Annotated in this window: 28 protein-coding genes; all 28 read right to left on the bottom strand. The window is 45.8% G+C overall.

The annotated features are described in order from the left end of the window. Positions 1-5 precede the first annotated feature (5 nt). The 28 genes from EAG18_RS15925 to EAG18_RS16055 all read right to left on the bottom strand — a co-directional run bounded on the left by EAG18_RS15925 (position 6) and on the right by EAG18_RS16055 (position 23,083). Positions 6-1,964: a LodA/GoxA family CTQ-dependent oxidase gene (locus EAG18_RS15925; RefSeq protein ID WP_125253361.1), complete on the bottom strand. Its 1,959-nt coding sequence runs from the start codon at positions 1,962-1,964 to the stop codon at positions 6-8. A gap of 339 nt (positions 1,965-2,303) precedes the next feature. Next, on the bottom strand, positions 2,304-3,320 hold the full coding sequence (locus tag EAG18_RS15930; RefSeq protein WP_125253362.1) for a contractile injection system protein, VgrG/Pvc8 family: 1,017 nt from the start codon (positions 3,318-3,320) through the stop codon (positions 2,304-2,306). A gap of 1 nt (position 3,321) precedes the next feature. Next, complete coding sequence (locus EAG18_RS15935) at positions 3,322-3,537, bottom strand: tail protein X (RefSeq protein ID WP_125253363.1); 216 nt, start codon at positions 3,535-3,537, stop codon at positions 3,322-3,324. Between the two features lie 25 nt (positions 3,538-3,562). Then, positions 3,563-3,994: a phage tail protein gene (locus tag EAG18_RS15940; protein WP_125253364.1), complete on the bottom strand. Its 432-nt coding sequence runs from the start codon at positions 3,992-3,994 to the stop codon at positions 3,563-3,565. A gap of 16 nt (positions 3,995-4,010) precedes the next feature. Continuing rightward, positions 4,011-7,052 carry a phage tail protein gene (locus tag EAG18_RS15945; protein ID WP_125253365.1) on the bottom strand — a complete coding sequence of 1,014 codons (3,042 nt, stop codon included), beginning with the start codon at positions 7,050-7,052 and terminating at the stop codon, positions 4,011-4,013. A gap of 133 nt (positions 7,053-7,185) precedes the next feature. After that, the gene (locus EAG18_RS22405; RefSeq protein ID WP_263972633.1) at positions 7,186-7,311 is read right to left on the bottom strand and encodes a hypothetical protein; all 126 of its coding nucleotides are present in this window, start codon (positions 7,309-7,311) and stop codon (positions 7,186-7,188) included. Between the two features lie 5 nt (positions 7,312-7,316). Next, complete coding sequence (locus tag EAG18_RS15950) at positions 7,317-7,574, bottom strand: phage tail assembly protein (protein WP_125253366.1); 258 nt, start codon at positions 7,572-7,574, stop codon at positions 7,317-7,319. Positions 7,575-7,577: 3 nt separating this feature from the next. Next, positions 7,578-8,087: a phage major tail tube protein gene (locus tag EAG18_RS15955; protein WP_010378397.1), complete on the bottom strand. Its 510-nt coding sequence runs from the start codon at positions 8,085-8,087 to the stop codon at positions 7,578-7,580. Continuing rightward, a complete protein-coding gene (locus tag EAG18_RS15960) occupies positions 8,087-9,250 on the bottom strand; it encodes a phage tail sheath subtilisin-like domain-containing protein (RefSeq protein ID WP_125253367.1) in 1,164 nt (387 codons plus the stop codon). Before EAG18_RS15960 ends, EAG18_RS15955 begins: the two co-directional genes overlap by 1 nt. 135 nt (positions 9,251-9,385) lie before the next feature. Next, complete coding sequence (locus EAG18_RS15965) at positions 9,386-9,721, bottom strand: GPW/gp25 family protein (protein ID WP_125253368.1); 336 nt, start codon at positions 9,719-9,721, stop codon at positions 9,386-9,388. 6 nt (positions 9,722-9,727) lie between these two features. Then, on the bottom strand, positions 9,728-10,030 hold the full coding sequence (locus EAG18_RS15970) for a PAAR domain-containing protein (protein ID WP_125253369.1): 303 nt from the start codon (positions 10,028-10,030) through the stop codon (positions 9,728-9,730). Between the two features lie 6 nt (positions 10,031-10,036). Then, on the bottom strand, positions 10,037-10,774 hold the full coding sequence (locus EAG18_RS15975) for a phage baseplate assembly protein V (RefSeq protein WP_125253370.1): 738 nt from the start codon (positions 10,772-10,774) through the stop codon (positions 10,037-10,039). Further along, complete coding sequence (locus tag EAG18_RS15980) at positions 10,771-11,349, bottom strand: hypothetical protein (RefSeq protein ID WP_125253371.1); 579 nt, start codon at positions 11,347-11,349, stop codon at positions 10,771-10,773. Before EAG18_RS15980 ends, EAG18_RS15975 begins: the two co-directional genes overlap by 4 nt. Positions 11,350-11,417: 68 nt before the next feature. Beyond that, entirely contained in the window at positions 11,418-11,618 is a 201-nt protein-coding gene (locus tag EAG18_RS15985) for a hypothetical protein (RefSeq protein WP_125253372.1), read from the bottom strand. Next, a complete protein-coding gene (locus EAG18_RS15990) occupies positions 11,618-12,451 on the bottom strand; it encodes a hypothetical protein (protein ID WP_125253373.1) in 834 nt (277 codons plus the stop codon). Before EAG18_RS15990 ends, EAG18_RS15985 begins: the two co-directional genes overlap by 1 nt. Positions 12,452-12,460: 9 nt before the next feature. Continuing rightward, positions 12,461-13,213, bottom strand: a complete 753-nt coding sequence (locus tag EAG18_RS15995) for a phage tail protein (RefSeq protein ID WP_125253374.1) — start codon at positions 13,211-13,213, stop codon at positions 12,461-12,463. Further along, entirely contained in the window at positions 13,213-14,319 is a 1,107-nt protein-coding gene (locus EAG18_RS16000) for a phage tail protein I (RefSeq protein ID WP_125253375.1), read from the bottom strand. Before EAG18_RS16000 ends, EAG18_RS15995 begins: the two co-directional genes overlap by 1 nt. Beyond that, a complete protein-coding gene (locus EAG18_RS16005; RefSeq protein ID WP_125253376.1) occupies positions 14,312-15,196 on the bottom strand; it encodes a baseplate J/gp47 family protein in 885 nt (294 codons plus the stop codon). The genes EAG18_RS16000 and EAG18_RS16005 overlap by 8 nt, the downstream gene beginning before the upstream one ends. Before the next feature lie 152 nt (positions 15,197-15,348). Further along, on the bottom strand, positions 15,349-15,873 hold the full coding sequence (locus tag EAG18_RS16010) for a DUF4369 domain-containing protein (RefSeq protein WP_125253377.1): 525 nt from the start codon (positions 15,871-15,873) through the stop codon (positions 15,349-15,351). Beyond that, positions 15,873-17,051 carry a hypothetical protein gene (locus EAG18_RS16015; protein ID WP_125253378.1) on the bottom strand — a complete coding sequence of 393 codons (1,179 nt, stop codon included), beginning with the start codon at positions 17,049-17,051 and terminating at the stop codon, positions 15,873-15,875. The genes EAG18_RS16010 and EAG18_RS16015 overlap by 1 nt, the downstream gene beginning before the upstream one ends. Beyond that, the gene (locus tag EAG18_RS22410) at positions 17,048-17,851 is read right to left on the bottom strand and encodes a hypothetical protein (protein WP_275557316.1); all 804 of its coding nucleotides are present in this window, start codon (positions 17,849-17,851) and stop codon (positions 17,048-17,050) included. Before EAG18_RS22410 ends, EAG18_RS16015 begins: the two co-directional genes overlap by 4 nt. Further along, positions 17,842-18,282: a hypothetical protein gene (locus tag EAG18_RS16025; RefSeq protein ID WP_125253379.1), complete on the bottom strand. Its 441-nt coding sequence runs from the start codon at positions 18,280-18,282 to the stop codon at positions 17,842-17,844. Before EAG18_RS16025 ends, EAG18_RS22410 begins: the two co-directional genes overlap by 10 nt. Then, positions 18,282-18,947 (bottom strand): hypothetical protein, encoded by a 666-nt coding sequence (locus EAG18_RS16030; protein ID WP_125253380.1) that lies wholly within the window; start codon positions 18,945-18,947, stop codon positions 18,282-18,284. The genes EAG18_RS16025 and EAG18_RS16030 overlap by 1 nt, the downstream gene beginning before the upstream one ends. Beyond that, the gene (locus EAG18_RS16035) at positions 18,947-19,492 is read right to left on the bottom strand and encodes a phage tail protein (RefSeq protein WP_185745608.1); all 546 of its coding nucleotides are present in this window, start codon (positions 19,490-19,492) and stop codon (positions 18,947-18,949) included. Before EAG18_RS16035 ends, EAG18_RS16030 begins: the two co-directional genes overlap by 1 nt. Beyond that, positions 19,443-20,123, bottom strand: coding sequence for a phage tail protein I (locus EAG18_RS16040; protein WP_125253382.1), 681 nt, complete (start codon positions 20,121-20,123; stop codon positions 19,443-19,445). The genes EAG18_RS16035 and EAG18_RS16040 overlap by 50 nt, the downstream gene beginning before the upstream one ends. Further along, positions 20,120-21,025 (bottom strand): baseplate J/gp47 family protein, encoded by a 906-nt coding sequence (locus tag EAG18_RS16045; protein ID WP_125253383.1) that lies wholly within the window; start codon positions 21,023-21,025, stop codon positions 20,120-20,122. The genes EAG18_RS16040 and EAG18_RS16045 overlap by 4 nt, the downstream gene beginning before the upstream one ends. Positions 21,026-21,184: 159 nt before the next feature. Next, on the bottom strand, positions 21,185-21,604 hold the full coding sequence (locus tag EAG18_RS16050) for a hypothetical protein (protein ID WP_125253384.1): 420 nt from the start codon (positions 21,602-21,604) through the stop codon (positions 21,185-21,187). A gap of 9 nt (positions 21,605-21,613) precedes the next feature. Further along, positions 21,614-23,083, bottom strand: a complete 1,470-nt coding sequence (locus tag EAG18_RS16055; protein WP_125253385.1) for a hypothetical protein — start codon at positions 23,081-23,083, stop codon at positions 21,614-21,616.

Below are 23,083 nucleotides of genomic sequence, written 5' to 3' on the forward strand. Positions count from 1 at the left end.
TTCAACTAGCGCTTGCGACTACGACGATGGGCTTTGTCAGTTTGTGATAAGTCTGGACGTACACCCTGTTTGCCATGCCCACTGGTCATCAACTTCTCTGTTTGCGGAGCTGACGTGTGCGGCGCGATCCCAACTTGCATGGTCGTTGGAAAACCTGTTACACCTGGCTCGCTTTTCGGCAATACGACTGTTAAGTCTGCAAAATTCGAGACCATGCTGTTTATCTGAGCCTGATACAATTCTTTTGGTTTTGTATCCGGCGGGATAGGTAAGTCATCTAACCAAAGCGCTCGGTCATTAAAAGCAGCCTGACGTACTTCTGGTGACAAACACTCATCAATCACGGTATGGTAGTTTTGCTCGGTTAATACATTATTTGGTACACGCGCTGGCCAAAAGGTCGGCAAATATGGGTCATATGCAGCATTGTAACCATCTCGACAGCTAGCTGTATCCGTTTGCCAAGGTATGGCCATCCACCGTGTTATCCCTCCTGCAACTTGTCCTGTTAATATCGGGCCGCTCGAATGTAGTGCTATTGCAGGTGTCATTTCTACACCATAATTTGTGCCATGAGTCGGCGCGGTGTTTTGTGCATGGTTAAGGCGAAATGCTTCACTATACAATCCTGCTGTACGCATCGGCCATGTCATTTCACACCCTGGATGAAAAGCATCTGCGAGGCAAAACTCCATCGCGGCTTTGGTTAACATATCAGGCTGTTGCGCCACCGGAACATCATCAAGATACACGGGAGGCTGGTACTTGGGATCATAATCAGACTCAAAGTCGCCGTTCGACCACTGCTGTAGCATGTGCAACTGAATATCTGTCAACGTTACAAACTGTCTTGGAGAATCATCGGCATCAACACTCATTGCATCGCCATATAACCACGGCCACAGCTGTGGCGCGGAGGCTGCAAATTGTGGATCCCACACATTCTTTTTACCCTCAGGTGTTATTTTTTCAACTTTTTCGACTTGCCTGAAATTGTTAAATAAGTTGCGTCTCGCTTCTCTCCACGTGTCAGAGTTATCATTCAGTCGGCTTATCCATTCCTTTGACGTAAAATCAAATGGGCTATGCCAACCAAACCCAGCGGCAAAACCGGCATTAACCCACTGTAGGTTTGTCATACGTTGAAAAATTGGCAGAATATCTTTGCTGAAAGAGGGTTTTCCTGAAGGCGCAGGCAACATATCGGCATCAACAGCCACTTGACGCATTAAGTCCCACATCGTACGAGGTGACTTTTGCATCGGAGCATAATCCGGTGGCGCACAAATTACCCATGCAGGTTTTACTGTTAAACACTTGCCTTGATATTCAACAGATGCCATAACCGGGCCGTCTGAGGTATCGTCGTACCAACCTTCGTTATTACCAAAAGTAACCGCTTCGTGACCTTGTGGGTTTTCAGAAACACCATGACCACCGAGCATTATCAACCTGCCCTGTTCATCCGTGCGCATTTCGCCAAGATATACTTTTTTACCCTGAAAACGGCCTTCAAAACGACTACAGCCACAACCAGAACTAGTACCACTTATCTGACATTCACCGCCGTCGATCAGCAACGCGTTACGGTCTTCCACGTTTAAATTGCGCAGTAAACTAGGATCTGCTTCTGCTGCTTCAGGAATGTCTAATGCTAACTGAAATTCGTACCAAGAGGCTTTTTGATTTGCAAGGCGTGCACGCCAAGTGATTGATGTTTGCTCATCATAGACTAACTCTTTGACGACATTTCCCTCTGCATCCAAACCATAAATACGAAAACGTGCCGCTTGACGTTTTAATGCACCGGTGCGGTCGCGATAATATTGAGTATCTCGCGGGATTAAAGTATCAACTTCAGGGCCAATGAAAAACTCATCAGGACTGTTTCCGACACGCATCACGCCAATAGGCGGATAGATAGCTGCCGACACAATGGGATTTTGATTGCAGTGGTGTGACATGTTGTAATCCTTTTTTGCAGTTGTTAAATCAAAAAGCATTACTGAGTGTAGAAGTAATTGATACCAGATACCATTACAGCGAATTACAGCTTATTTCATAAGAGGAAAGAGGCCAGAGCCTCAAAATAAGGATGGCCCACATGGAGAAAGGATTATATCTTGCACTTTACGGACATCGGACAATTGCTACCGATTTGCTAAAAAAACACTCAACACGGTATAACTACTTCGCCTGATATAAAAACACCCTATTCGGGACATAGGGAGAAAGGAGACATACCACCCAAGATTCAAACCACGTGGCATGCCTTTTTAATATTTATTTGTCTTCGTACTTGCTCAAATTGGTATAAGGGCTTCACAAGTCAAGTGACTGGCAAAACCTGAATGATTGATAACGTGTTTAACCTCACTAATAAACCAATCACCATCAAGGCTGTCATCAACTTCCTTAATGGTGATCACACCTCCAGCAACCAAAGCAGGATCACCAACAACGCTAAGCGCGACCACACGGTGCGCTCGGGCGAGCCTGCTGAGCATCGCATCCGCCGCCGCTTGCGCCTGTGCTTGTGTGTGGTACACGTAAGTCAGCGCTGTTTTTGGTGTGCCGCTGCCCGCACTCACTTGCTTTTTCTGTGCTAATGCTTGGTCATAAAAGTAAGCATCAACCGACTTTATCAACTTATGGTGATTCGCGTTGAGCTTCCAAGTGGTGAGCTGCTTTTTACCAATAGTTGCACTGGGTAGGGCTTTACCTGAGAGCGACTTCCCAGTACCTTTTGCCATAAAAATGAGCTTGTCGTCTGCAATTTTCATAATGGCATCAAACTGTACTGCCAGTTTACTCAGCAGCTGCATGTCACTCTCACTTTGCTCAATGTGAGGGATTTCTAGTCCTTGAAAAGTATCTCCAATCTTTGCTTGAAGACCATATTCTGCAGCTATCTCTTTAATGAGTTTATCCAGTAATACCGGTTCATCTTTACCATTTTCAGGCCAAGAGCGTACCTTAAGCGCCTTAAAATCTTTATCCCACAGCACTTTATTGCCGAAAAGGGTTAACGAGCGGTTTGGCCCGGTCAGCTCATAAGCTCCCACTTCAAAAATTCCTAACTTAGTCGACGGTGCACTTTGATCTTTCGTCCCCTCTTTATACCCCATCGCAATTTCTAACTTGTCGCTCGGGGACGGGAGCGCAATGGGAGCTTCAGCTAAGTTGTCAAAACGTACGTAGCAGGTATCACTTGCCAGCCCTGTTCGAGTCGTGACGCTTACTTCAACTAAGCGGTTTTTGAGTGTGCTTGCGACTTCATTCCCATTGGCTTTAATTGAATAATGTGGCTGTAGGTTCATATTAGTCCCAGATATTAATCACTTTAGATGCCGCAGGTTTTGCAATCTCGGGTAAAAAAATACTGACCTGCTCAGGATAGAGCGGGCCAAGCTCAGCCAGTCCATGATTTGCTTCTAACACTTTTTCCACCATACCGCTGCTGCGCCCGTAGTGTTTAAAGCAGATTAAATCGAGACAATCTCCATCTCGAGTAATATAGGTCACACCTTTGTTCATGTTCACTCCTTAGGGCAAATTGCCGCTAATAGCGGCTAAGCTCCATCGTAAATTGTATTTCTCGCGGGATCCCATCGTTAAAAAACAGAGTACGAGTTTCCGCTATCCGCGTGATCACCCACTTACCCATAACTCGACCAACACTGGGACTAGACTTACCACTTTCTTCTACATATCCAAGGGTCATTGGCTCCCCTTTGGCCGCCTCGTCTCGCATCATGTCTAATTGCTTTAGGCCGTTGTCTACAATTTGTGGAAATATTACGCCTTCTATCGTGAGTCCTTGCTCACCAACGCCGATGAACTGCATTGGAGGCGAATCTTTGTCAGTTTGCGAATCATGAGTTTCCCAACGATATGTAGACTCATATTGGAGCTTATCAAATGCCGCCGTACTCACTGAAAATTTATACTTTCCTAGCTGCATCATATGCTTAGCATGGTTTACCTTGCTCATTTAGCCCTCTTTTTGTTTATGCTACATGGTTGTAATAGCGCGCACTGAGCGCCTGCTCAGCTTGTTGTTGCTGTTGCTCTAAGATGCGTTTCACCTGTTGTGCGATTTCTTGCGCCTGCTGAGCTTCTTTTGCATTCACGGTGATGTTTGCATTCACAGTAACAGAGCCGCCATGTCTGGTTGGTTGTAAGGTACTGTTGGCCGCACTGTCACCGCTGGTGGGCTGCGTACCTAAGCTGTTTGGATCGAGTATCGCCTCGGGAGCAACCGTTTTAGGCTTTTCATCTGTAAACCACCCTTTAATCGCAGATCCAACTAAGTTATTGGTAAGATACCCCGCCATAGGTGCTGCCATTTTCACATACGGGTTTTTACTTTTTGACATCGCCCCAGTTACGGCATCAGCTGAAAACATACCACCTAAGGTGCTACCAATTACGCCTGACTTTTGCTGTAGTGAAAGGGTGTCATTATTCATCGTCTCCCACACGGTATGTGCGTTAAGCGCTCTGCCTACCATGTCGCCGGCTTTACTCACCCCGTGCACTTTAGTGTTGGCGATTCCATGCTGGGACGTCAATGCCGCAGCGGTACCCGTTGCTAAGTTCAGCTCGTTAATAACATTGTTCTTAACAAAATCGAGCGCCTCGCTAGCGGCCGAGCCTGCATTAGGTATGGCTGGCTGAGCCACAGCTTGTGGGCGACTGTGCTCGCTACCAACCGATGTAGATGTCGTTTCGCCAGGTTGTGTCTCACTTGAAAATAAACTACCCAGTTTATCTCCAAGCCACCCACCGATTGACTCGCCACCCATTGCTCCAAGTGCACCTCCCACTAACCCGCCAATAGCAGTGCCAACCACTGGTACTACCGAGCCAAGCGCCGCACCAGCAGCCGCGCCAGCTAGTGCGCCACCAGCACCACCTGCAGCAGCACTCACTTGGGTGGTTTTTTCTTTTGCGCTAAGGGCAGGATCGGTGAGCACCGTCATCGCATCAAATGCGCCTAAAGCCACACTCAAAGGAGCTGCCACGCGCCCTAGCAGTCGCTTGGAGCCTTTAAATACGCTGCCAAGTTTACCGCTTTTGACTGCTGAAAAACGCCCCAACTTTTGTACACTGGGATCATTTGCAGCTGCCATAGTTTTGATTTTTTTTGCTTTTCCTTTTGCTTTTTTTGGTTGCTCCGCGTCAGCATTTAGCTGTGCTGTTGCACTTGGTGCTTTGCCCCCGTCAAGCAAACGAAGAAAAGGCTTATTACCTTTACGCTTGCTTGCCTGCTGCGGTGATTTAGCAGTGCTACCTGAAAGGTTGGTTTTGTTTTTGCGCTTTTTACCGCGTTTTTTGCGACCTTTTTTTGCTTTAGGCTGGTTATCTTTTATATCGGCTTCAAGTTCAGAGAACGACTCCGACAAGTCATCTGCCATTCCTTCAAAACCAAACTCACCAAATAAATCTGGTAGGCTTTTAGTTAATGAAGATAAATCTCCTTTGAGTACCCCTTTTATATCAATATTGGAGAGCAAATCTGCGTGCTGCTCCAACACACTCGCGGCATCTTGCAAACCAAATGCGTTTAGTAACTGAGGCCCAGCACTCACTAAGGACTGAATATCGCCACCTAAAATCGCATCCACATCAAGCTTTTCTAATGCTGGTAATGCGTTTTCCAGTACACCTGCGGCGCCATCTAGCTCAAACGCTTTGAGCAATGATGGACCCGCAGCCATCAAACTCGACACATCGCCGCTGGCTATCTGCTTTAAGTTCAGCTGTTTTAAACTAGGTACTGCGGCTTGTAACTTATCTGCGGCATCTCCAAGCTCAAACGCCCGAAGAACTTCTGGTGCAGCATCAACCAAACTGCCAAGCTCGCCACTCATTAACCCTTTGAAGTCGAGTTTTTCAGCGATTGGCAGTGCCGCACCAAGCGCTTGTGAGGCACCTTGCATATCAAATGCGTCTAGCAATGCGGGGCCATTTTGCAGTAATGATTGTACATCACCCTCTGCTATCGCCCCCAAATCCAGCTGTTGTAGTGCAGGTAATGCCGCTGACAGCGTATCCGCAGCACCTTCCATTCCAGCTGCATCCAGCAAATTAGGTAAAGTGGTAACAAGCGATCCCAACTCACCTTGGGCAAGCCCCGCTAAATCTAGCTGTGACAAGGCTGGGATTTGTTGAGCTAATGTCTGGTTTAGCGCACCTAAATCAACCGCATCAAGTAAACTAGGTAATGCTTGTTGTAAACTTTGTAAGTCACCTTGTACGATACCCTTGAGATCAAGCTGCTCCATCGCCGGGGCAAACTGGGTCACTACATTTGCAGCCTCATCGAAACCAAACTGAGTTAATAGGGTTGGTGCCGCAGCTGTTAGTGAGCTAAGGTCGCCTTTAAGCACCTCAGTGAACTGTATATCACTCAAGGTCTTGCCGGTTTCAAGCAGCTGAGTTGGCAATGCGGAAACATCTAAATTTGTCATCAATGCCGGCAAAGCTTGACTTAATGACTCAACATCCACACAAAATTGCTGCTGTGGCTCGGCGGCTCCGTGGACTTGCTTTGAAGCTTGCTCTACTACATCCACAGCAGAGGCGACAGAAATACCATTAAAAATCGATGGCACCTGCTGCGCCAACGCCTCTAGCTCAACATCTACGGTTTGCGCCGCACGGCTAAAATCAAGCCCTGCCACTTTGTCAGACAAACCATCTATTGCATGCTTAAGTGAATCAGGCAGTGCCAGCATCACTTGGTCGACTTGCTCTACCAGTTTGGAGCTTTCGCCTGCGCTTGCGCCGGTTTGGCTTGTAGGTATTTGAAATTCAGGGAGGGAAAATGACGCTTCAGGATGCAACACCGCACTGGCATTTAGCTGGGTCATAATCGTGATTAACTGTTGAACTTGTTCACTGGTTGCTGTGGCTGAATTTGCATTTAGTTTGGCAACTATGCTGCCTAACTGTGCCACTTGGTTTGCAAGAGAAGTTACCTGTGGCAACTTATTTTTGACTTTGTTCGCCTCGCGCGAACGAGCCTGTTTACCTTTTTTTGTCATGGCGTTACCTGAGGAAAATAAAGAAAAGTGAAACGCTTTAGCTTAGGCTGCTGAGTAAGTAGCCTAAGCTAAAGCGTCTAAAAATATGGAAATACGCCCCTTAAAGGGTTAAGGGGCGATTGCGGTCATCGGTTTAGCCCGCTTCTGTCGCTTGTTTATGATCAAGCGCTGCTTCGAACCATTCAATGAGTTCATCTTCTGTCAGCGCGTTCAGCTCGGCCAAGCCCCAGCCGGTGTACTTGGCAAGGGCAATGACCATCGCTTTTAAGCGCTTTGGCGGGACACGAGAAAAGCTTGTAGCGTTTCTCGCAACTTAACAAAATCACTCCAATCAAGCTCTTCGATAATGTCWGGAGAAACTTCGCACAAGTGCGAGAAATAACGAATTTCGCTTTCAGACTCGCTAATATCCGCTTTATCAACCATTAACCGATCGCGTACTTTTGGTCGTCTCATTGTCAATTCTGCATATTCATGCCCATCGACCGTAATTGGGAATGCTAAGGTAATGATTTCTTTCATGGATTAAGCTCCGATTGCTGCGCGAAGTGCTGCCATTTGATCCTTACCGTTAACGGTACGAACGTCGTTGTATAGGTCAATTTCATAAATCACATCTTGACCGATTTGTAGTTTGTACTTCTGAATTGCATATTGCAGAGTTAGCTTGGCTTCTTCACCATCTTTCCAGCTGCCCATATCCACTTCTTTGAAGAAGCCTTCAAGCGTTACCACTACAGGAACAGGCGCTTCGCCTTGTGCTTGGATTGCGCCACGAGCAGTCAGAGGTGTTGTTGCACCACTCCAATCGCCAAGTAGCTTCATCATGTCTGCGTTATATTCAAGTAGCGTAATAGTGCCTTCTAGCTTTTCAAGTTGGCCTACATCTAACTCAACTGGCGCTTGGAAACCTGATGTCACTTCGCGAGTTTTTACCGTGACTTTTGGTAGCTGAATTTCATCAGCGATACCTAGATAGCCTTTACCGTCTACAAACAGCTTGAATTTTTTAAGAATTTTTGGAGAGATTGCCATTATACGATTTCCTCTAGGTAGTTGTTAGTTAGAATGCTCTTGAAGGTGATGTGCTCAGCCGGTGTTGGCGGCGTGAAATCAAAGCTAAAGTACACTTTACCTGCTTGAATATTTGCTGGAGTGTTTAGCTCTTCGTCAGCCCAAATTTGACCGCCCAAAATTGCACCTTGTGCTTTTAGGCTATCCAGGTACGACTGAACACTTTGGGTAACATCTTCGATGTAAGTTTTGGTGATATTGCGGTCAACCGCCCACATGTGCGCACGCAGTAGTGAGTCGTTGATCATATCTGCGGTACGTACCACTGATAGGAATGCCCATTTCGGGTCGTCAGAACAAGTACGGTTACCCCAAAGCTTAAAGCCGTTTTGACGAATAATGGTCGACACTTCTTTTTCGTTTAGCATATTCGCACGTGCGTTGGCATCGCCCAGCTGGAAGTCGATAGGACGTGCAGTTGCCACAATACCGTTCATATTGGTGTTACTTGGGCTCCACCAAAAACCTCGGTCGTTGTCCGATTTGGCAATCATGCCCGCTACACGAGCACTGGCTGGTTCAACTTCTGCTTTACCATCGCGGAATACTTTGACATGAGGGTCAACAACATAAACACGGCGCGAACCAAAATCTGCACGATATGCTTTTGCATCTTCATCATTGGTGTTTGGGCCATCTGCGATAATCACCGCACGAAGGCGCTCAGCCACATTTACAAGCTCTGTAACAACCGGGTTGCGATTACCTTCAGGGCGCTGATGTGCATAACCTGGCGCTACAAGAATACGTGGTGTTACGCCAAGTACTGACTCCGCACCTAAGAAAGCTTGCACACCCTCATAAGATCCGTCTGCTGCCACACCGCCAACCATGTTTGACATGATTGCCGCTTCATCAGCACCATCAACACGCACTACAACCACGACTGCACCAGCTTGGTCAAAAATACCGTCCATTGCCGCAGGTAGTGTTCCTTCGTTACCAAGCGGTGCTGCTTCAGCACGTTTGCCAGCAACCAACACTGGAGTATTAAGCGGAAACTTATCAGGATCTGCACTTGGCGCTGTACCAATTACACCAATTACTGAGCTTTTTACTGTTTTGATTGGACGCGTGCCGGATTGCGCCTCAATGACTTCTACACCGTGTAGAAATTTTGACATAGTTATCTCCTTTAAAGACATGTCAGTTAGAGAATAAAAAAGGCCATACAAGCTGCCTTGTATGGCCCTAATAACTTCATATAAATTAGAGTTTGTTGACCTTATCCCTAACGGATAAGGTGGATAAAAAATAACTTAGATTTGGATACCCTCAATGGTGACAGGCTCCCCGTTGATTAAGTACAGTCCTTTAATTTCGATGGACAGTTTGCCCTCTCCTGCTGGATGTACCGCAACACCATCAAGTTGAAAACGTGGCTCCCACTTTTCAAGTGCTTCGGCTATGGTCATGGTAATGTCTCCCACCAAAGTGTGCGAAAAAGGTCTATCGACAAGTTCGTACAAACCGCAGCCGTAGTCGCGTCGCATCACACGACTACCAAGCGGTGTGGTGACGATATCCCTGATACTTTGTTTTAGATGCTCAACGCCACCGAGTGCTTTACCAGTTTTGGCGTTCATTCCTATCATGTTGAGTTACCCTCCTACGGTAAATGACGCCACACCAGCCGTTGCAAGCTTGCCGCCACAACTGGTGGCATCGCCTATTCTGGCGACGGCTTTACCCGCAATAGTAAAGCTGCCAGCACCAGCGCTGATAGTCGCACCTGCATGTTTTACTCGTGGGTCTGGTGCAAAAACATGGGTGCTAATTGGATCGCCAACACGTAATATCGGTTTGCCCGCTGCAGTAAAACTCGACTGCGTCGCACTGGCCGTCCCCGGTACAAATTGCGCGTGAACATTCGTGATGTCGCCATCCACTGCGATGACTGGCATAACTCCTTACTCCTGCGCACTAATATTGGCGCCGTTAAGTTTTAACGTGGCGCTGGCTGCAACCTCAATATTGCCCGAGGTTGAACGCATGCTAATGGTGCTTCCCTCAAGCGATAGCGCATTGGCTGCGGCCACATTAATATTGTTGTCTGCATTTACTACCGCGTTATTACCAACATTGGCGGTTAAGTTATTTGCAACTTGTATATTGGCGTCATTTCCAACAATAACAGTGGCATCTTTGCCACATTCAATATGTACATTGCGTGCTGAGTGCACCTTAATTTGCGCCACATCATTGCCGCTAGTATTGGGCACGTATAAGTGATAAATATGCTGCTCACGATCATATTCCACCATCGCACCATCTTTATATTTAGTACGACTAACCGCTTCTTTATCCGCTATTGCCCCATACGCTTCCCCGCCATCCAGTACATGCTTTTGGTGATGATGAGGCGCAGCATTGGAATATAAACTACCAAGGATCACCCCCTGTGCAGTATCTCCGTATGGTGCTAGCACCACCACTTGCTCCCCAACCTCTGGCGCTTGCCATGTCATGTCTTGAGCAGCCTGTGCTGTTAACCAAGGTAGCTTAGCGGTGATCCAATCACCCATTTTGACTTTTGCAGTCGCCGTTTCATAATCGACCTCATGTACCGTACCTAAGCTAATTAATTTGTTGACTCGTTGCTGTAGATCAGACATTGCTAGGTCAGAAAAGTGTTGATTTACAATCATGTTGCCACCTCAGTTGCTGGTACTTTGGCGATCAAACGATGTTCACCACCGCGAGGGCCAAGGTAAACCTCTGTGATTTCCACTCCCGGCTCTTCAGGATAGTGAACTTGATAATAAAATTGCCAAACCAACGTCGCCTTGGCGAGCATAGAACTGACTTGGTCACTGTAATCAATACTGACGTTTTCAAAAATACAATGTTGCCAAGGGGTGGGCGCTTCGTCCTTTATAATTGCAGCTTCAGTGGCACTGACCACATTATCTAATCGCGTGACAAGGGCGATAGGATCAGCCTCTTCTAGCGCCAGTTCGAGCTGCAAGGTCAACACCCTTCTGTCGAGTGCATTTGGGCTCAGGTTTTTATTGGACGCAGGCCCATAGGTGACGCCTTTATCGGCGCCTTTTGCTTGCAATTCACTGGCTTGTCGTTCAGCGATTGGGATAAGGGTAAGCTGTGCACGCTCTGTTAAGTCAGGCTGCGGCTGGCTTGCTTTTAGTAAGTTTACTGTTGCAAGCTCAGACAAGCCATCACTCAGACACGTCAACACCTTAGCTATCAAGGTTTGTCGATGCATAGTTGTGCTCTCAAATTATAAATTGGCTAGATGAACAGCCGAAGATGGACGAAACGCCCGAAAGAAGGTTAATTAAATGGAGTGGTTATTGCCTCTCGGGCGAGCTTGCGTAGTTCTTTCACATCAGTAGGAATGGTCACTCCCGTTTCTAGCTCCCTTATCACATACCAATCCGTTTTTTTAAGGTACGCTCTTAATTCACAATCAATGTCGAATTGGCTGCGCTCTCCACCTAGCTCATCTTTTCTCATTACGATTTGTTCTAACATTATAGTTGCCTCTCAAATACTGGTTTTTCAAAATATCCCCATCGATTTGCTGGAACCTTACCTGCAACTACCGAAGGTAAAGCAATTAGGCAGCTAGCTCCTTTTTCTAGATAAATGTGAGGACCAAATGTGTAATTCACACCACCGCTACTAGGCATATTTGATTGTCGAGTCATTTCATGCCATTTGTCATCTGTTGGAACTAAGAAGTCATCGGACGGGTAAGTAAATCGAACCTTTCCTGATTCAGCTTTTATCCAACCACCAAAGGTCAATGGGTTGTTGTAAGGTAAAGCACCTTGATAAATGGAGTACGCATTTTCAAATGCTGGATAATCATCCACTTCTAATGCTTTTACACGTACGATTGCAAAATCAGGCTGATTATATTTTGGAGTACCACCTTGAATTTGATCATACATTGCTCTGATCTCCGGGTGTTTATCTTCTTTGATCTTCCCATGCTCTGAATAGGCTACAATTTCACATTCGTAATGATTACTATTCCTACAACTGTAACCATCTGGGATCCCCTTAGTTCCAGGAGTTAAAGAGCCATTAATTTTCAGCTCTTGATTCTTAGTAATGCGGAAGAAAGGTAGCTCAGCTCTAAATTGACTATCAATAAAACTATTTACCTGCGCTTTCATTCCATTTGTAGCTGCAGTGAGTTCAGCAGTAGAAGAGTCAATATGCTGATCTACCTCCTCAGCTTTATTCTCTAGCGTACTTTGAATAATCCCAACCTGATCTTCAACAGTTTGACACAGTGCATTGGCACGTGTGGCAACCTGACTCAGGCGCTCCGTTATGGTTAAATTGTCATTTGACATAGTGTTTCCTTATTGATGCTCAAGAGTGGTTAATCTGATTTCTTGATTGGTTTGGCGGTTCATCGTATCTAGTTGCACCCGAGTTACATTGGCGAGCTCACCGTTAAAGACACCATGAATAGCTTCAACCCTATCGTCTAGTCGCGTCGTGTGTGTTGTATCTAAACGTGTAATTTCACTTGAGAGTAATTGCCTAAGCTCACTCAGCTCACAAGCTTGTTGCTGCAAACGTAGTTCCTGCTTAATTTGCCGGTGCATGGTATCGAGCTGGGTGAGCGTCATCTCAGCCAGCTCTTTGTCGACGATAAGGTTTAAGTTATCGACACCCAATTTAACTTCGATACTTTCACTGGGTAACTGAGCAAGGCTGAGTGTCAGCCACTGCAACACTTTAACGTCAGGTGTTCGATAGCCTAGGGTGGTGTTGGCTTTTGAGTAAACCCCAAGCAAAATAAGCTCAGGTTCACCACTTGCATCCACTTCACCGCTATCTAAATACACACCTATTTCTCTAATGGCATATTCCAGTGGGGCGTCGAATTTGCCTGCAATTTTAAGGCTTGTGCTTTCACCATCTTGATAATCGCTGTCGGCAATCGCAACGCGCTCTTTTAGGCTGCGCAGCTCGGTTTGATTTTGCGATGGCGTGTACGCCGCATCCCCAAATGCCATGTGACTAATTTGCCCTTTAAAACCACGCGCCTGGGCACTTAAGAGCGCATCCAGTCCAGCGTGGGTAAATTGAAGCGTTAGTGCTGACATTATGTCGCTCCTTGTAATTGATAATGTTGATAATGAAGTCGCTGCATAGCACTGCCCAGCGCGACTCCTTGCGCCATTTGATCAGGCTTTATTCCTTTTCCCCGGCAATCATGTTCATACGCATTCAACTGTAAAGCGCCAGCCGCAACCGCTACTCTTGCCTTGCTTTCATCAGGTAAAATACCACCACCAGCAACCTGTAATGCTTGATAACCATACTGATTACAATGACCACATACCGTCAATCCCGCTACACCTTGAGCGGGCTTAACTCCCAAGCCCAATACCTTGGTACTGCTCAGTCCCAATGGCGTATTACCAAGTGCGGAAATTCCTATTTGCTCTTTAAGCGAAATACCCAGCTGTAAATCAACATGGATAGCGCCGCGCTTGACTGCATTTACCACACGGCGAATGCGTTTAAGCATTTGGGGGGTCAACAGTCCCTGTTGTCGGTCGTCCAAATTTTGATTAATGAGTGCCCAGATCTGTACCGTTCCCGGTGTACGGTGGGTTTCCCACCACTCTTTGATTTCAGTTTCAATGTTTAAACTGTCTAGCGCCTTTTGCAGCGCAAACGGTGTGCCTTTATACTGATGTACTGTAAATGCGTCAGCCACCACTTGGCGTTTCACCTGCAAAGGCCAGCTTTCATCCCACTCATCCACAGAGTAGTTCCACGCCACAAATGGCAATAAAGCCTCAGGGCAAAGTGCGGGTTGCCAAAGACTCGTCAACAGCAGTCGTGTATCGTTCAATACACAAGCATCACGCAATTGAGTTCGTGCTTCATCACCCTTTAGGGAGAGCCCAATTAATCCAATACTTGTGGCTAGGCGCTCAAGTGCATCTCTTGGGAAAAACACTTGAGAATAAATAATTGGCAGCAGCTTATTACTTGATAAGCGTTTAAGTGCGCTGCGTACATCAAGGCAACTGACCTCACTCAGCGAGAGATAACGCGCAATTTCCACTAGCTCATCATCGCTGCGCTGATCAATTTTTAAGGCCGCTAATAAGCCTGCTCGGATAGTTCGAGGCTTGGCTTGCAGCGCAGCTAACCACTGCTCAAGCGTTGACGCATTATGAGGTAAAAGCTTAGTCATCCTGCCCCCTCACCTTTACCCGCAAATCCATTTGATCACAATACGCCACCTCATTATCTAGAGGTATAATGTCTTCACTTGGCGATTCCAGCTTGATGTTTTCAACACCGGATAAAAACAAAGCATTGCTAATGCCCGCTCGCGTGATCTGCCGACCAAGCTGTCGTCTTTCAGTTAAGTAAGCTTCGAGCGCGGCTGAGGCACTGTCTACAATCACCTCAGACGATGGACCCGGTAAAATTTCAAGTTCCGCTGCAATGTTAAATGTCAATATCTGTGGCTGCTTGATAGTGACTCTATCTCCAAGCGGTCTCACTTTAGAAACTTGAGGCTGAGTTGACGATTCAGGGGTAAAGGCGACGTGTAATTTACTTAGCAGCTCCACGCTTAATGTACCTTTTCCAACGCGGCTCAAGGCGGTTAGCTCTATTTCACATGGCCGCGGACTATGAACTTGCACATCGCAAATTTCATTACTCACTGACAAAGCATGGAAGCGATAAGAGGCCGCGCTCCCTGCGGTATTGAGTCCATCAAACGCTAATTGCGTTCTCGCTCTTAAACGCTCATCATCCTCATTCCCAAGCCTTGCAACATTAAACCTTGCAGCGATTGCATCTAAATCACTCCCTGACGCACTGGCAAGTAAATTGGCGTTAACCGCGTCGTTTAGCATGCTCTGCTGCTCTAGCTCACGATACGCCATAAGTTCAAGCAATTTAGTGAGTGGTTCACTCTCAAGTGCAAGCACAGGGTGCAATGCCTCATCTTGCGCGACTAACGCTTGCTTTARCGCTCTTAAGCGCTGCTCAAAGTCTAATTCCTTGATTACTTTTGGGACAGGCAACTGCGATAAGTCCAATTGCTCAAATGCCATGGTCAACTCCTTTTATAAAAAAACCCACAGCAAACACTTGCTTGTGGGCCTTGGAGATTGGAAACCTGTGCTTGTTAACTTTCTCAAGCATAGGTGTATCTTACTGATTTTTAGGGAGTAAAACAGGTCAATTATGACCGGTTAGCTACACATTATACGGCAAGAATATAAGCATCAAACTCCATCGTTTCGAATTCGAGTCTAAACGGCGCACCTATTCGTTCTAGTCCTTCATTTAATCGTTTAGCTGTAATAATGTAATTGCCCGACTGCTCGAATTTGCCCTGAATAGTCACTTGGTCATTTTCAATAGTGGCAACAAATCGAGTATCGTCAATTGGCTGATACCCATTGAGTACCCGCTCAACCACGACCATCACCCCACCATTTGGTAAACCGTTTGCGGTTGCAGTAATGGTAAATGCCTCAGCTTTTGGCACCCACCATATTTTACCTAGTAGTCTCGCGTTGGCGCTGTTGACGCTAATGCCACTGAGCTGAATATTGGGTATTATTACTGGCGGCTCATCACCACAACATGCTAATTCTGATTGGTACTCGTCCCCAATTTGAAGCGTGCTTTTGGGGCTAATGAACTGCGCCCCAGCAATGTCGCTTAGCTGTGATACTTCAATTAAATTGGTTATTATTCCATCTTCTACTAATGCGGCTCTCATTAAATACTCCACGCAATTTTAACCATTGAACGCCCACCATTTCCGGCTCGATGCGGCGAACTTCCACTCCGTGTATAAACGTATCCGCTACTAGAGCCTCCGCCCCCCCCGAAGTTCGATCCACTCACATGTATATTACCGCCATCCCCAAGCGCTGATGCCCCTCCAGCTCCGCCGCCACTGGAATCTGAATTGGTGCCAATCTCATGTACTATACCTCCGATTTTATCGAGAATAGACTCTCCATGCTCACCGTTAGTGCTGTTGTTGAGCTTGGCTACTCCAGAGTTACCACCTTTACCGCCATCAATTTCTCTTCCATCGGTTGTGTTTTTTAACACCCGTCCACCTAGGCCGCCCATTATTGAAGAGATTGATGATGTAGACGTTGCGTTTAGCAAGTACGTACCGCCTTTACCGTTTTTTCCTCCCTCAACTTCAATCCAATCACCAAAAATAGTGTTCCCCCCTGATGTTCCATCAGAACCATTTGTGTTTTGAGCATCGCGATGTAAGTAGGTGTAACCACCAATACCTGCACTACCAATAATGATATTAATTCGTTGTCCTGAGGTAACGTTTATTCGTGCGCCTAAAACAGCGGCACCTCCGCCTGCACCAGAGCCGCCGCTAACAATATTAGAGTACCCTTGAACTTGAGCCGTCGCACCACCGCCAGCGCCACCTCCTGGTGCAACAATATCAACAGTGATTTGCTGTACACCTATAGGTACTGTAAATATTTGGGACTCCGTAATAACTTTGACACCCGATGTTTCTGCCATGGCGCTTTGAGATTGTGTCCACACCTGTTCGGGTTGCCAATCTCTGCCATTGAACCTGTATCGATGCACTGCATCCACATCATAATTGTAATAATTCAGAGCACCACCTCTGACAATTAAAGAGGTGTTTTTATCAAACGCCTTGTTATTAATAACTGAAAACAGACGTGAGTTATCGATGATTTGTATAATGACACTCACTGACTGCCCAATTGGTGGAATAAACTCAATCCAGTCGCCAACCTCTAACGTGTCTGACGGAGGTAATCGAACGCTGGTAATGTCATACCCAAACATATATTTATTATTTGGTTCAAGAATTTGTCCATCAACAGCTGATATGGCGTCTAAAGGATGCACACCCATTAACTGGCTGACCTTGGCGCTATTCATATTTGCATCTCCCAGTTATCCTCGTCATTCAAAATAAACGTTAGTGTGCAGTTTGTATCAAACAGCACTTCATTTTTTTCTATTGTTCGCCCTCTTCGGGTCATGATTATTTTCTCTTGGCTATTTGTTTTGAGTAACGGAGTTGCAGACAGACGCTTAGAAACAACAATCACAGCATCTTCTGGTGTTTCTGCAACAGGTGGTAAGGTAAATATATCGCTCGTTTTTAGGTGCACATTGCTGTGCGCGGGTATAACACCACTTACCAGCGGCTTTTTCCTTTCTCCGACTAGGTATTCATCAACGTTACCTGAATGGAGTACGTCATTGCCCGCCACAAACATATTGGTTTCGTTTATGGAGCTTAATGCTTTGCTGCTTTTTTTGCTTTTATGGATATGTGCAATGGGATAGTTTGCGGTGCTGTAGTTACCTATACTCACGTTATCGTTGGTGTGAGATAGAATATAACAACTCAATGATAAAGGGGCACCGCCAATAATCCTAACTTGGATTAGATAATTTTCATTTGCATTGCTAAGTATTTTTAGTTCAAGCTGTGTGTAATCCCCGCTCAAAGACTCAACAACAATATCCCCTGAATGATTAACTAATATCTTCGCTGAAAAGTTAACAACAGTATTGCTGGTTGTTCCCCTTAAACTAATTGAGCACTTAGATGCTAAATTACTACCAATTACTTTCGCTATGGTGGTAAATTCTGCATCATTTACTTCAGGAGTCATGCCAGCATAGCGCTTATCCAAACCAAAAGTATTACCCCAATCAGTTAACGCCATATCTGCCATCCTCCATCAATAAAAAGAAATGTTCTTTCAATCCCTGATATTGTCATGTGATATTCAGTATCTGCATTTCCTTCATCGTCTGAAATCGTTTTAGACACAGGTGCCAACACCCGAGCCGGTAACTCTTGAGTCGCCCCGGCATGGGGACTTAACATGACGCTTAAGGTTGTACCATTTGATGCTTCATCCGGTAATTGCAGTGTAGTTACCGCTTGAAATAAATGACGAGCACCACAAGCGGCAACACTTGGGGCGGCTATCTTAATAAACTTAGACATCAACACTGGTACACCGCCCAGTGTTTCGCCATCACCGACATAAAGCTGCTTTATATCTGTTGAAAACCCCGGTTCGCCGTTACCAAGTACAGTCTGTAATCGTGTTGCTTCTGGGCCTCTTCTAAATTGGATCCGTCGCCCCATTAAAATACTCCCCCGTCAATATCACCGCCTTCAACCGCAAGACCTAATGAATTAACCCAGTCTCGCACCCACGCGGTGGTGGCAATATTGGTGCTATTATCTGAGCGTGCTCGTGTGGGGGATTTTGGCGTACCGGTGAACATCGGCGAGGTAAACAGCTGCGATTTCGATAAATTATCAACTTGGTTTAGGCCAACATCTGCTTTGTTAACCGTTACAGCGCCTGTTTTACCATTTACAGACAATACATTATCTGTTGGTGTGCGTAGCAGCACCCAATTTGCCAAGACATTTGCAGGTGTCGACTTGAGAATATAAGACTTGTTCTCATCAGTACGAATTGCCAAGTCGCCGGGCTGCGCATGCAGCGCCAACATAGCAGATTGGCTAGCGACCTCAAATGGCTCACCAATGGCAAGACTCGGAAGCACATTTTCAGGAATTTTACCGGCACTGTCTAGCAACAGAACATGGTTGGCACCACTACCTGCATCACGATGAATGGCACTGCCAAGAGTGGTAAAAATATCTACGCCGCCTGGGGTGGTGCCATCACCAATAAATAACTTTTTGCTGTCGGTCAACCATATTGGTTCACCATTACTCGGCGTAACATTGGTGCGGTTTGCCGCAGGCCCGCGCCTAAATTGAATTTTGTTCGACATTAAATACTGCCTCCGTCTAACGAGGGAACGTTAGGGTATGAATCGGAAAACGCGCCACCATCAAGCGATAGCAAGCCTACAAATTTATTAATTTCACTATTTACATAGTTTTGTGTGGCATACACCATAGAGGGATCAACTTTTAAATTCACCATCTCTGACTGCACCACATCAATTACCGCTTTTATGCCAAGCTCGGCACTGGCATTATCTTCAATATTTGGCTTATATGTTTCAGGGTATTTAACAATGGCAAATGCCTGGTCGTCTTCGGTGTAAAAAGCCGCTTCACGAACATAAAACCCACCCTCTGTAGCAGGCACAATACCGACAATCTCAAGCATCGCGGGATTGTTATCTAACGTTTTGGAGCTATTGATCAGTCCTCTAAATCGCTCACTCGTGAGATGTTCTGAATCAGGTAAAATATTGCCATCGCCCACAGCAAATTTGACTAAGTTGATTTTAACGCCTGTGCCAATGGCATTGGCTATTTTAGCGCGACCCGCTGGTGTCAGCATGGTCCAGTATTGTGGTTGGGGCATAACTACTCCGAGGGTAAATATGGGTATAACTGCAAGACTGACTGGCTGCGACAAGACGTACTTGGGCATCGCTTACAATTTCGCTGGCATAATAAGGGTACACCGTGACAGAAGAACCAAATAGCGTGGCTGACGCTAGCTGAATTTTTGCTGTGGATAATAAACTGAGCGATAAATCAAACTGAATACTATGGCGCTTATTCGCGGAAATAGTTTGAAAAATCTGCTGATATAACGACTCATCAAGCCCTCTATCAGATACCGCAACATCTATCGCGATAGTTCCTGCTGGACCTTTCGGTACTTGTTCAAACCACTCTGTGATACGAGTGTCATAGCCAAAAGGCGCTAATGCGTTAATAATGGCAAAACGCGTCCCAAGGTGTTTGTGTTGCTCATAGCTTTGCGCAATGATCTGGCGTTTTATAGGCTCTGGCCACTGTTCATTCCACTGCGTAACACTTTGACTCCACGACAACCAAGGTAATAATTCAATTGGACAAGTATCAGGTTGCCATAATGCCTCGAGGCAGCTTGCCGCGTCATTCAGTACTTCAAAAATTGGGGATTGAGCGGCTTGTATGTGCTCAAGTAGCTCAACACCTCGGTGCAAAAGTTGACTCTCACTCACACGTCACCTTCAAATATCACACCTGCGATGCCATTTTCACACCAAGGGACCTCATGACCTTCTACTGTGACATTCTCACTCGGTGCAGCGAGTACAACATCTTCCACACCACTACTATATAAAGTGGCAAACAGTGCTGATCGTTTTATCGCTTTGCCCATTACACCCGTTTGTGCAAAAAAATCTCTCAACTTGGCCAGCACTTGTGCCTTAACTTGTGCTTTGCCGGGTCCTGGGGCTAATTGCACTTGAGCATGAAGAGTATAGGGCTTCAATGTCACTGGTATAATTTCAACTCTGTCACCTATTGGCCGCACTTTTTGTAATGCAAGCACATCAGATACAGTATCAACTGTATCCGCTTTCAGTCCAAACGTTGCTTTAAGCTTGTTTAGCAATCCATCTGAAGGTAAGCCATTAGGCGATTCATGGCTTAAAATTGTCAGCACAACATGACAAGGTGAAGGACTCGCAACATGCACATCTTTGACACGACTATCAGCAGAGAGTGCATGATAGCGATAACTTTCTGCGGTTCCTGCGGTATTTAAACTATGAAAAGACTGTTGAATACGACTTCTAAATCTATCATCCGGCTCTTGTGGCAAACGACTTACCCCATATCGTACAGCGATATGGTCAAGGTCCGTGCTCGTCGCCGTTGCCAATAAATTACCTTTAACCGCATCGTTGATCCGCCCTTGCAATAACATGCTGTGATAGGCAAAAGTATTGAGCAATTGTGTAAGTGGCTCCGACTCAAGTTTGAGTACCGCGCTAACATCTGGGTTTTGCTCGCTGAGCGTGCTTTTAAGCTGCTCCACCAGATGTTCATATTCTAGATTGTCTAGCAACTGTGGCAGAGGAAGCGCAGATAAATCAATCAACTTAGATGATGCCATAACGTCCTCAAATGAAATATAAAAATAAAAAAACCCACAGCAAACACTTGCTTGTGGGCCTTGGAGATTGGAAACCTGTGCTTGTTAACTTTCTCAAGCATAGGTGTATCTTACTGATTTTTAGGAAGTAAAACAGGTCAATCCTGACCTGCTTGGTATTTAAAACTCAATTACATACGCTAGTAATTCAGCTTTAGTGGTCAAACGCTGTACCTCAGCCTCTAGCTCATCGCTTTTTACTCGCAGTGCTTCTCGCTGCGCCAAAATGATTTTTAAATTGTCGCGTTGCTGAGTCGCCTCTGCGTCATTGCCACTTAGTGTCGCTTGAAGCTCCCGCTCCTTAGCCCGCTCCACTCGCCACTGCTGCCCTTGCAATTGTTTATAGGCAAGCTGCTTAATACGCACAATCACCTGCTGTCTTAACGAGTCAACACCATCAATGGTGTCAGTTTGTGCCTGTACTTTATCCATAAAGGCGGCTATTGAGTCTGTATCCCATGGCTTACCTGTTTCTGGGTGCACCTGCCAAAAGTTACCGTTAATACGCATGCCCTGTTGTTCATCATAATATGTTTTCATTTTCACTCCTTAAATTGCGCGGCATGTTCTAGCAAGGCCATATCGATTATAAAGATATTGCTCATTGATGATGCCAATATTGGAATAGGGATTCATTGCTTGAATAGATGTGGCGATAATGCCGCCATCATACCCCCAGTTATCTGCCCTAGAGCAAAAATAATATGACCCTAATAATTCACCATCAAGTCGCTCCAGTGCCACATTCACTTCGCCTTCAGAAGGTCCATAGGCCGTATGATAGGGTTCACTGTTACTTGTAAAGCAATAATTAACTGGCTCTAGCTTTTGCTCTGCGGTAAATAAGTAATGCGCATTATATTTATTACCCGCCATTTTTACTTCGCCACCTATGGCGCCAAAATAACCAAAGTAATTTTGGGCATAGCTCGACAACGCATCCTCAACGTGAGTGTAGCGATTTATGCCATGGGGCTGTGCCAATGTATTGGCAATAAAAATTAAGGTAGTAAAGTCGCCATTATTGACGTAGTCCTGATATTGACTCTCATTCATTATTGCAACGTTGGTAATGTGATTACCATCACGATATTTTTCCACTACCAAGTTTGTTCCTGCATCAATAACCACCAGGCAATGTTTTTGGTTGTTATATAACACAGCAACATCATCATGAGCATAACTAGTACGAGTAGCAATGCCATATTTATCTTGCACGTTGAGGTTTTGCTTTGGCAATGTACGAGAAGTAAAGCCCTGCCCAGCTACAAATATGCCACCATATTCTGCTACAGTTGTCGCCTGTGTTTTTTGCGTACTGTATACCACCTCAAACTCGACGTCATTTGGTTGTGCTTTTAGCCCTAATGGCACAGCAGCACTAGAACCATATTGAAAAACCTTAGTTTCTGGGTTTTGCTCAAAAGCATTGTTATAAACAAAACTCGACTTCAATATTGAGGTCGAGTCTCCAGTTTCGTTTATTGCAATGTGGTCAAGACGACATGCTTCAATCTGTGAATTTGCAGTAATACTTGGCCGGGTTAGATAAGACTTACCATCACTGCAATAAATGGCTAAAACCGCTGTTGAACGTCGAAAGTTGGCGTGGCTATTTGGTAATTCAATGTTGTTTAATGCAAACAGCGTTTTTGGCGCTGCGGTATTGGCTTGGTTAACCGCGGTGCTAATTTGTTGTGCCAGCGGCGCTATTTGATCCAGTAAAGCGAGCTTTGCTGCCCTTGTTACCAACTCCGCAGTTGCACCGCCTAGCTCTGCTTTTGCGGTGTCGATATTGTGCAGTGCTGAGGTTGCCACTTGCTGTAAAAGTTGAGTTGACTCATCTAAATGCTCCTGTGCAACCGCAACGACGGCTTGCTCTAGTTTGGCGTTATCGGTAAGGCGGGTTATTGCATTGCTGACTAAGGTTTGCTCTTCTGCGCTTAGGGGGGTTGTACCGTTCATATCTGCGACAAGTTTGTCGACCATTACTTGAACGGCTTGTTGAATTGTTGCCAT

Source organism: Pseudoalteromonas sp. J010 (assembly GCF_003934235.1).
In the GTDB taxonomy this organism is placed as follows: domain Bacteria; phylum Pseudomonadota; class Gammaproteobacteria; order Enterobacterales; family Alteromonadaceae; genus Pseudoalteromonas; species Pseudoalteromonas peptidolytica.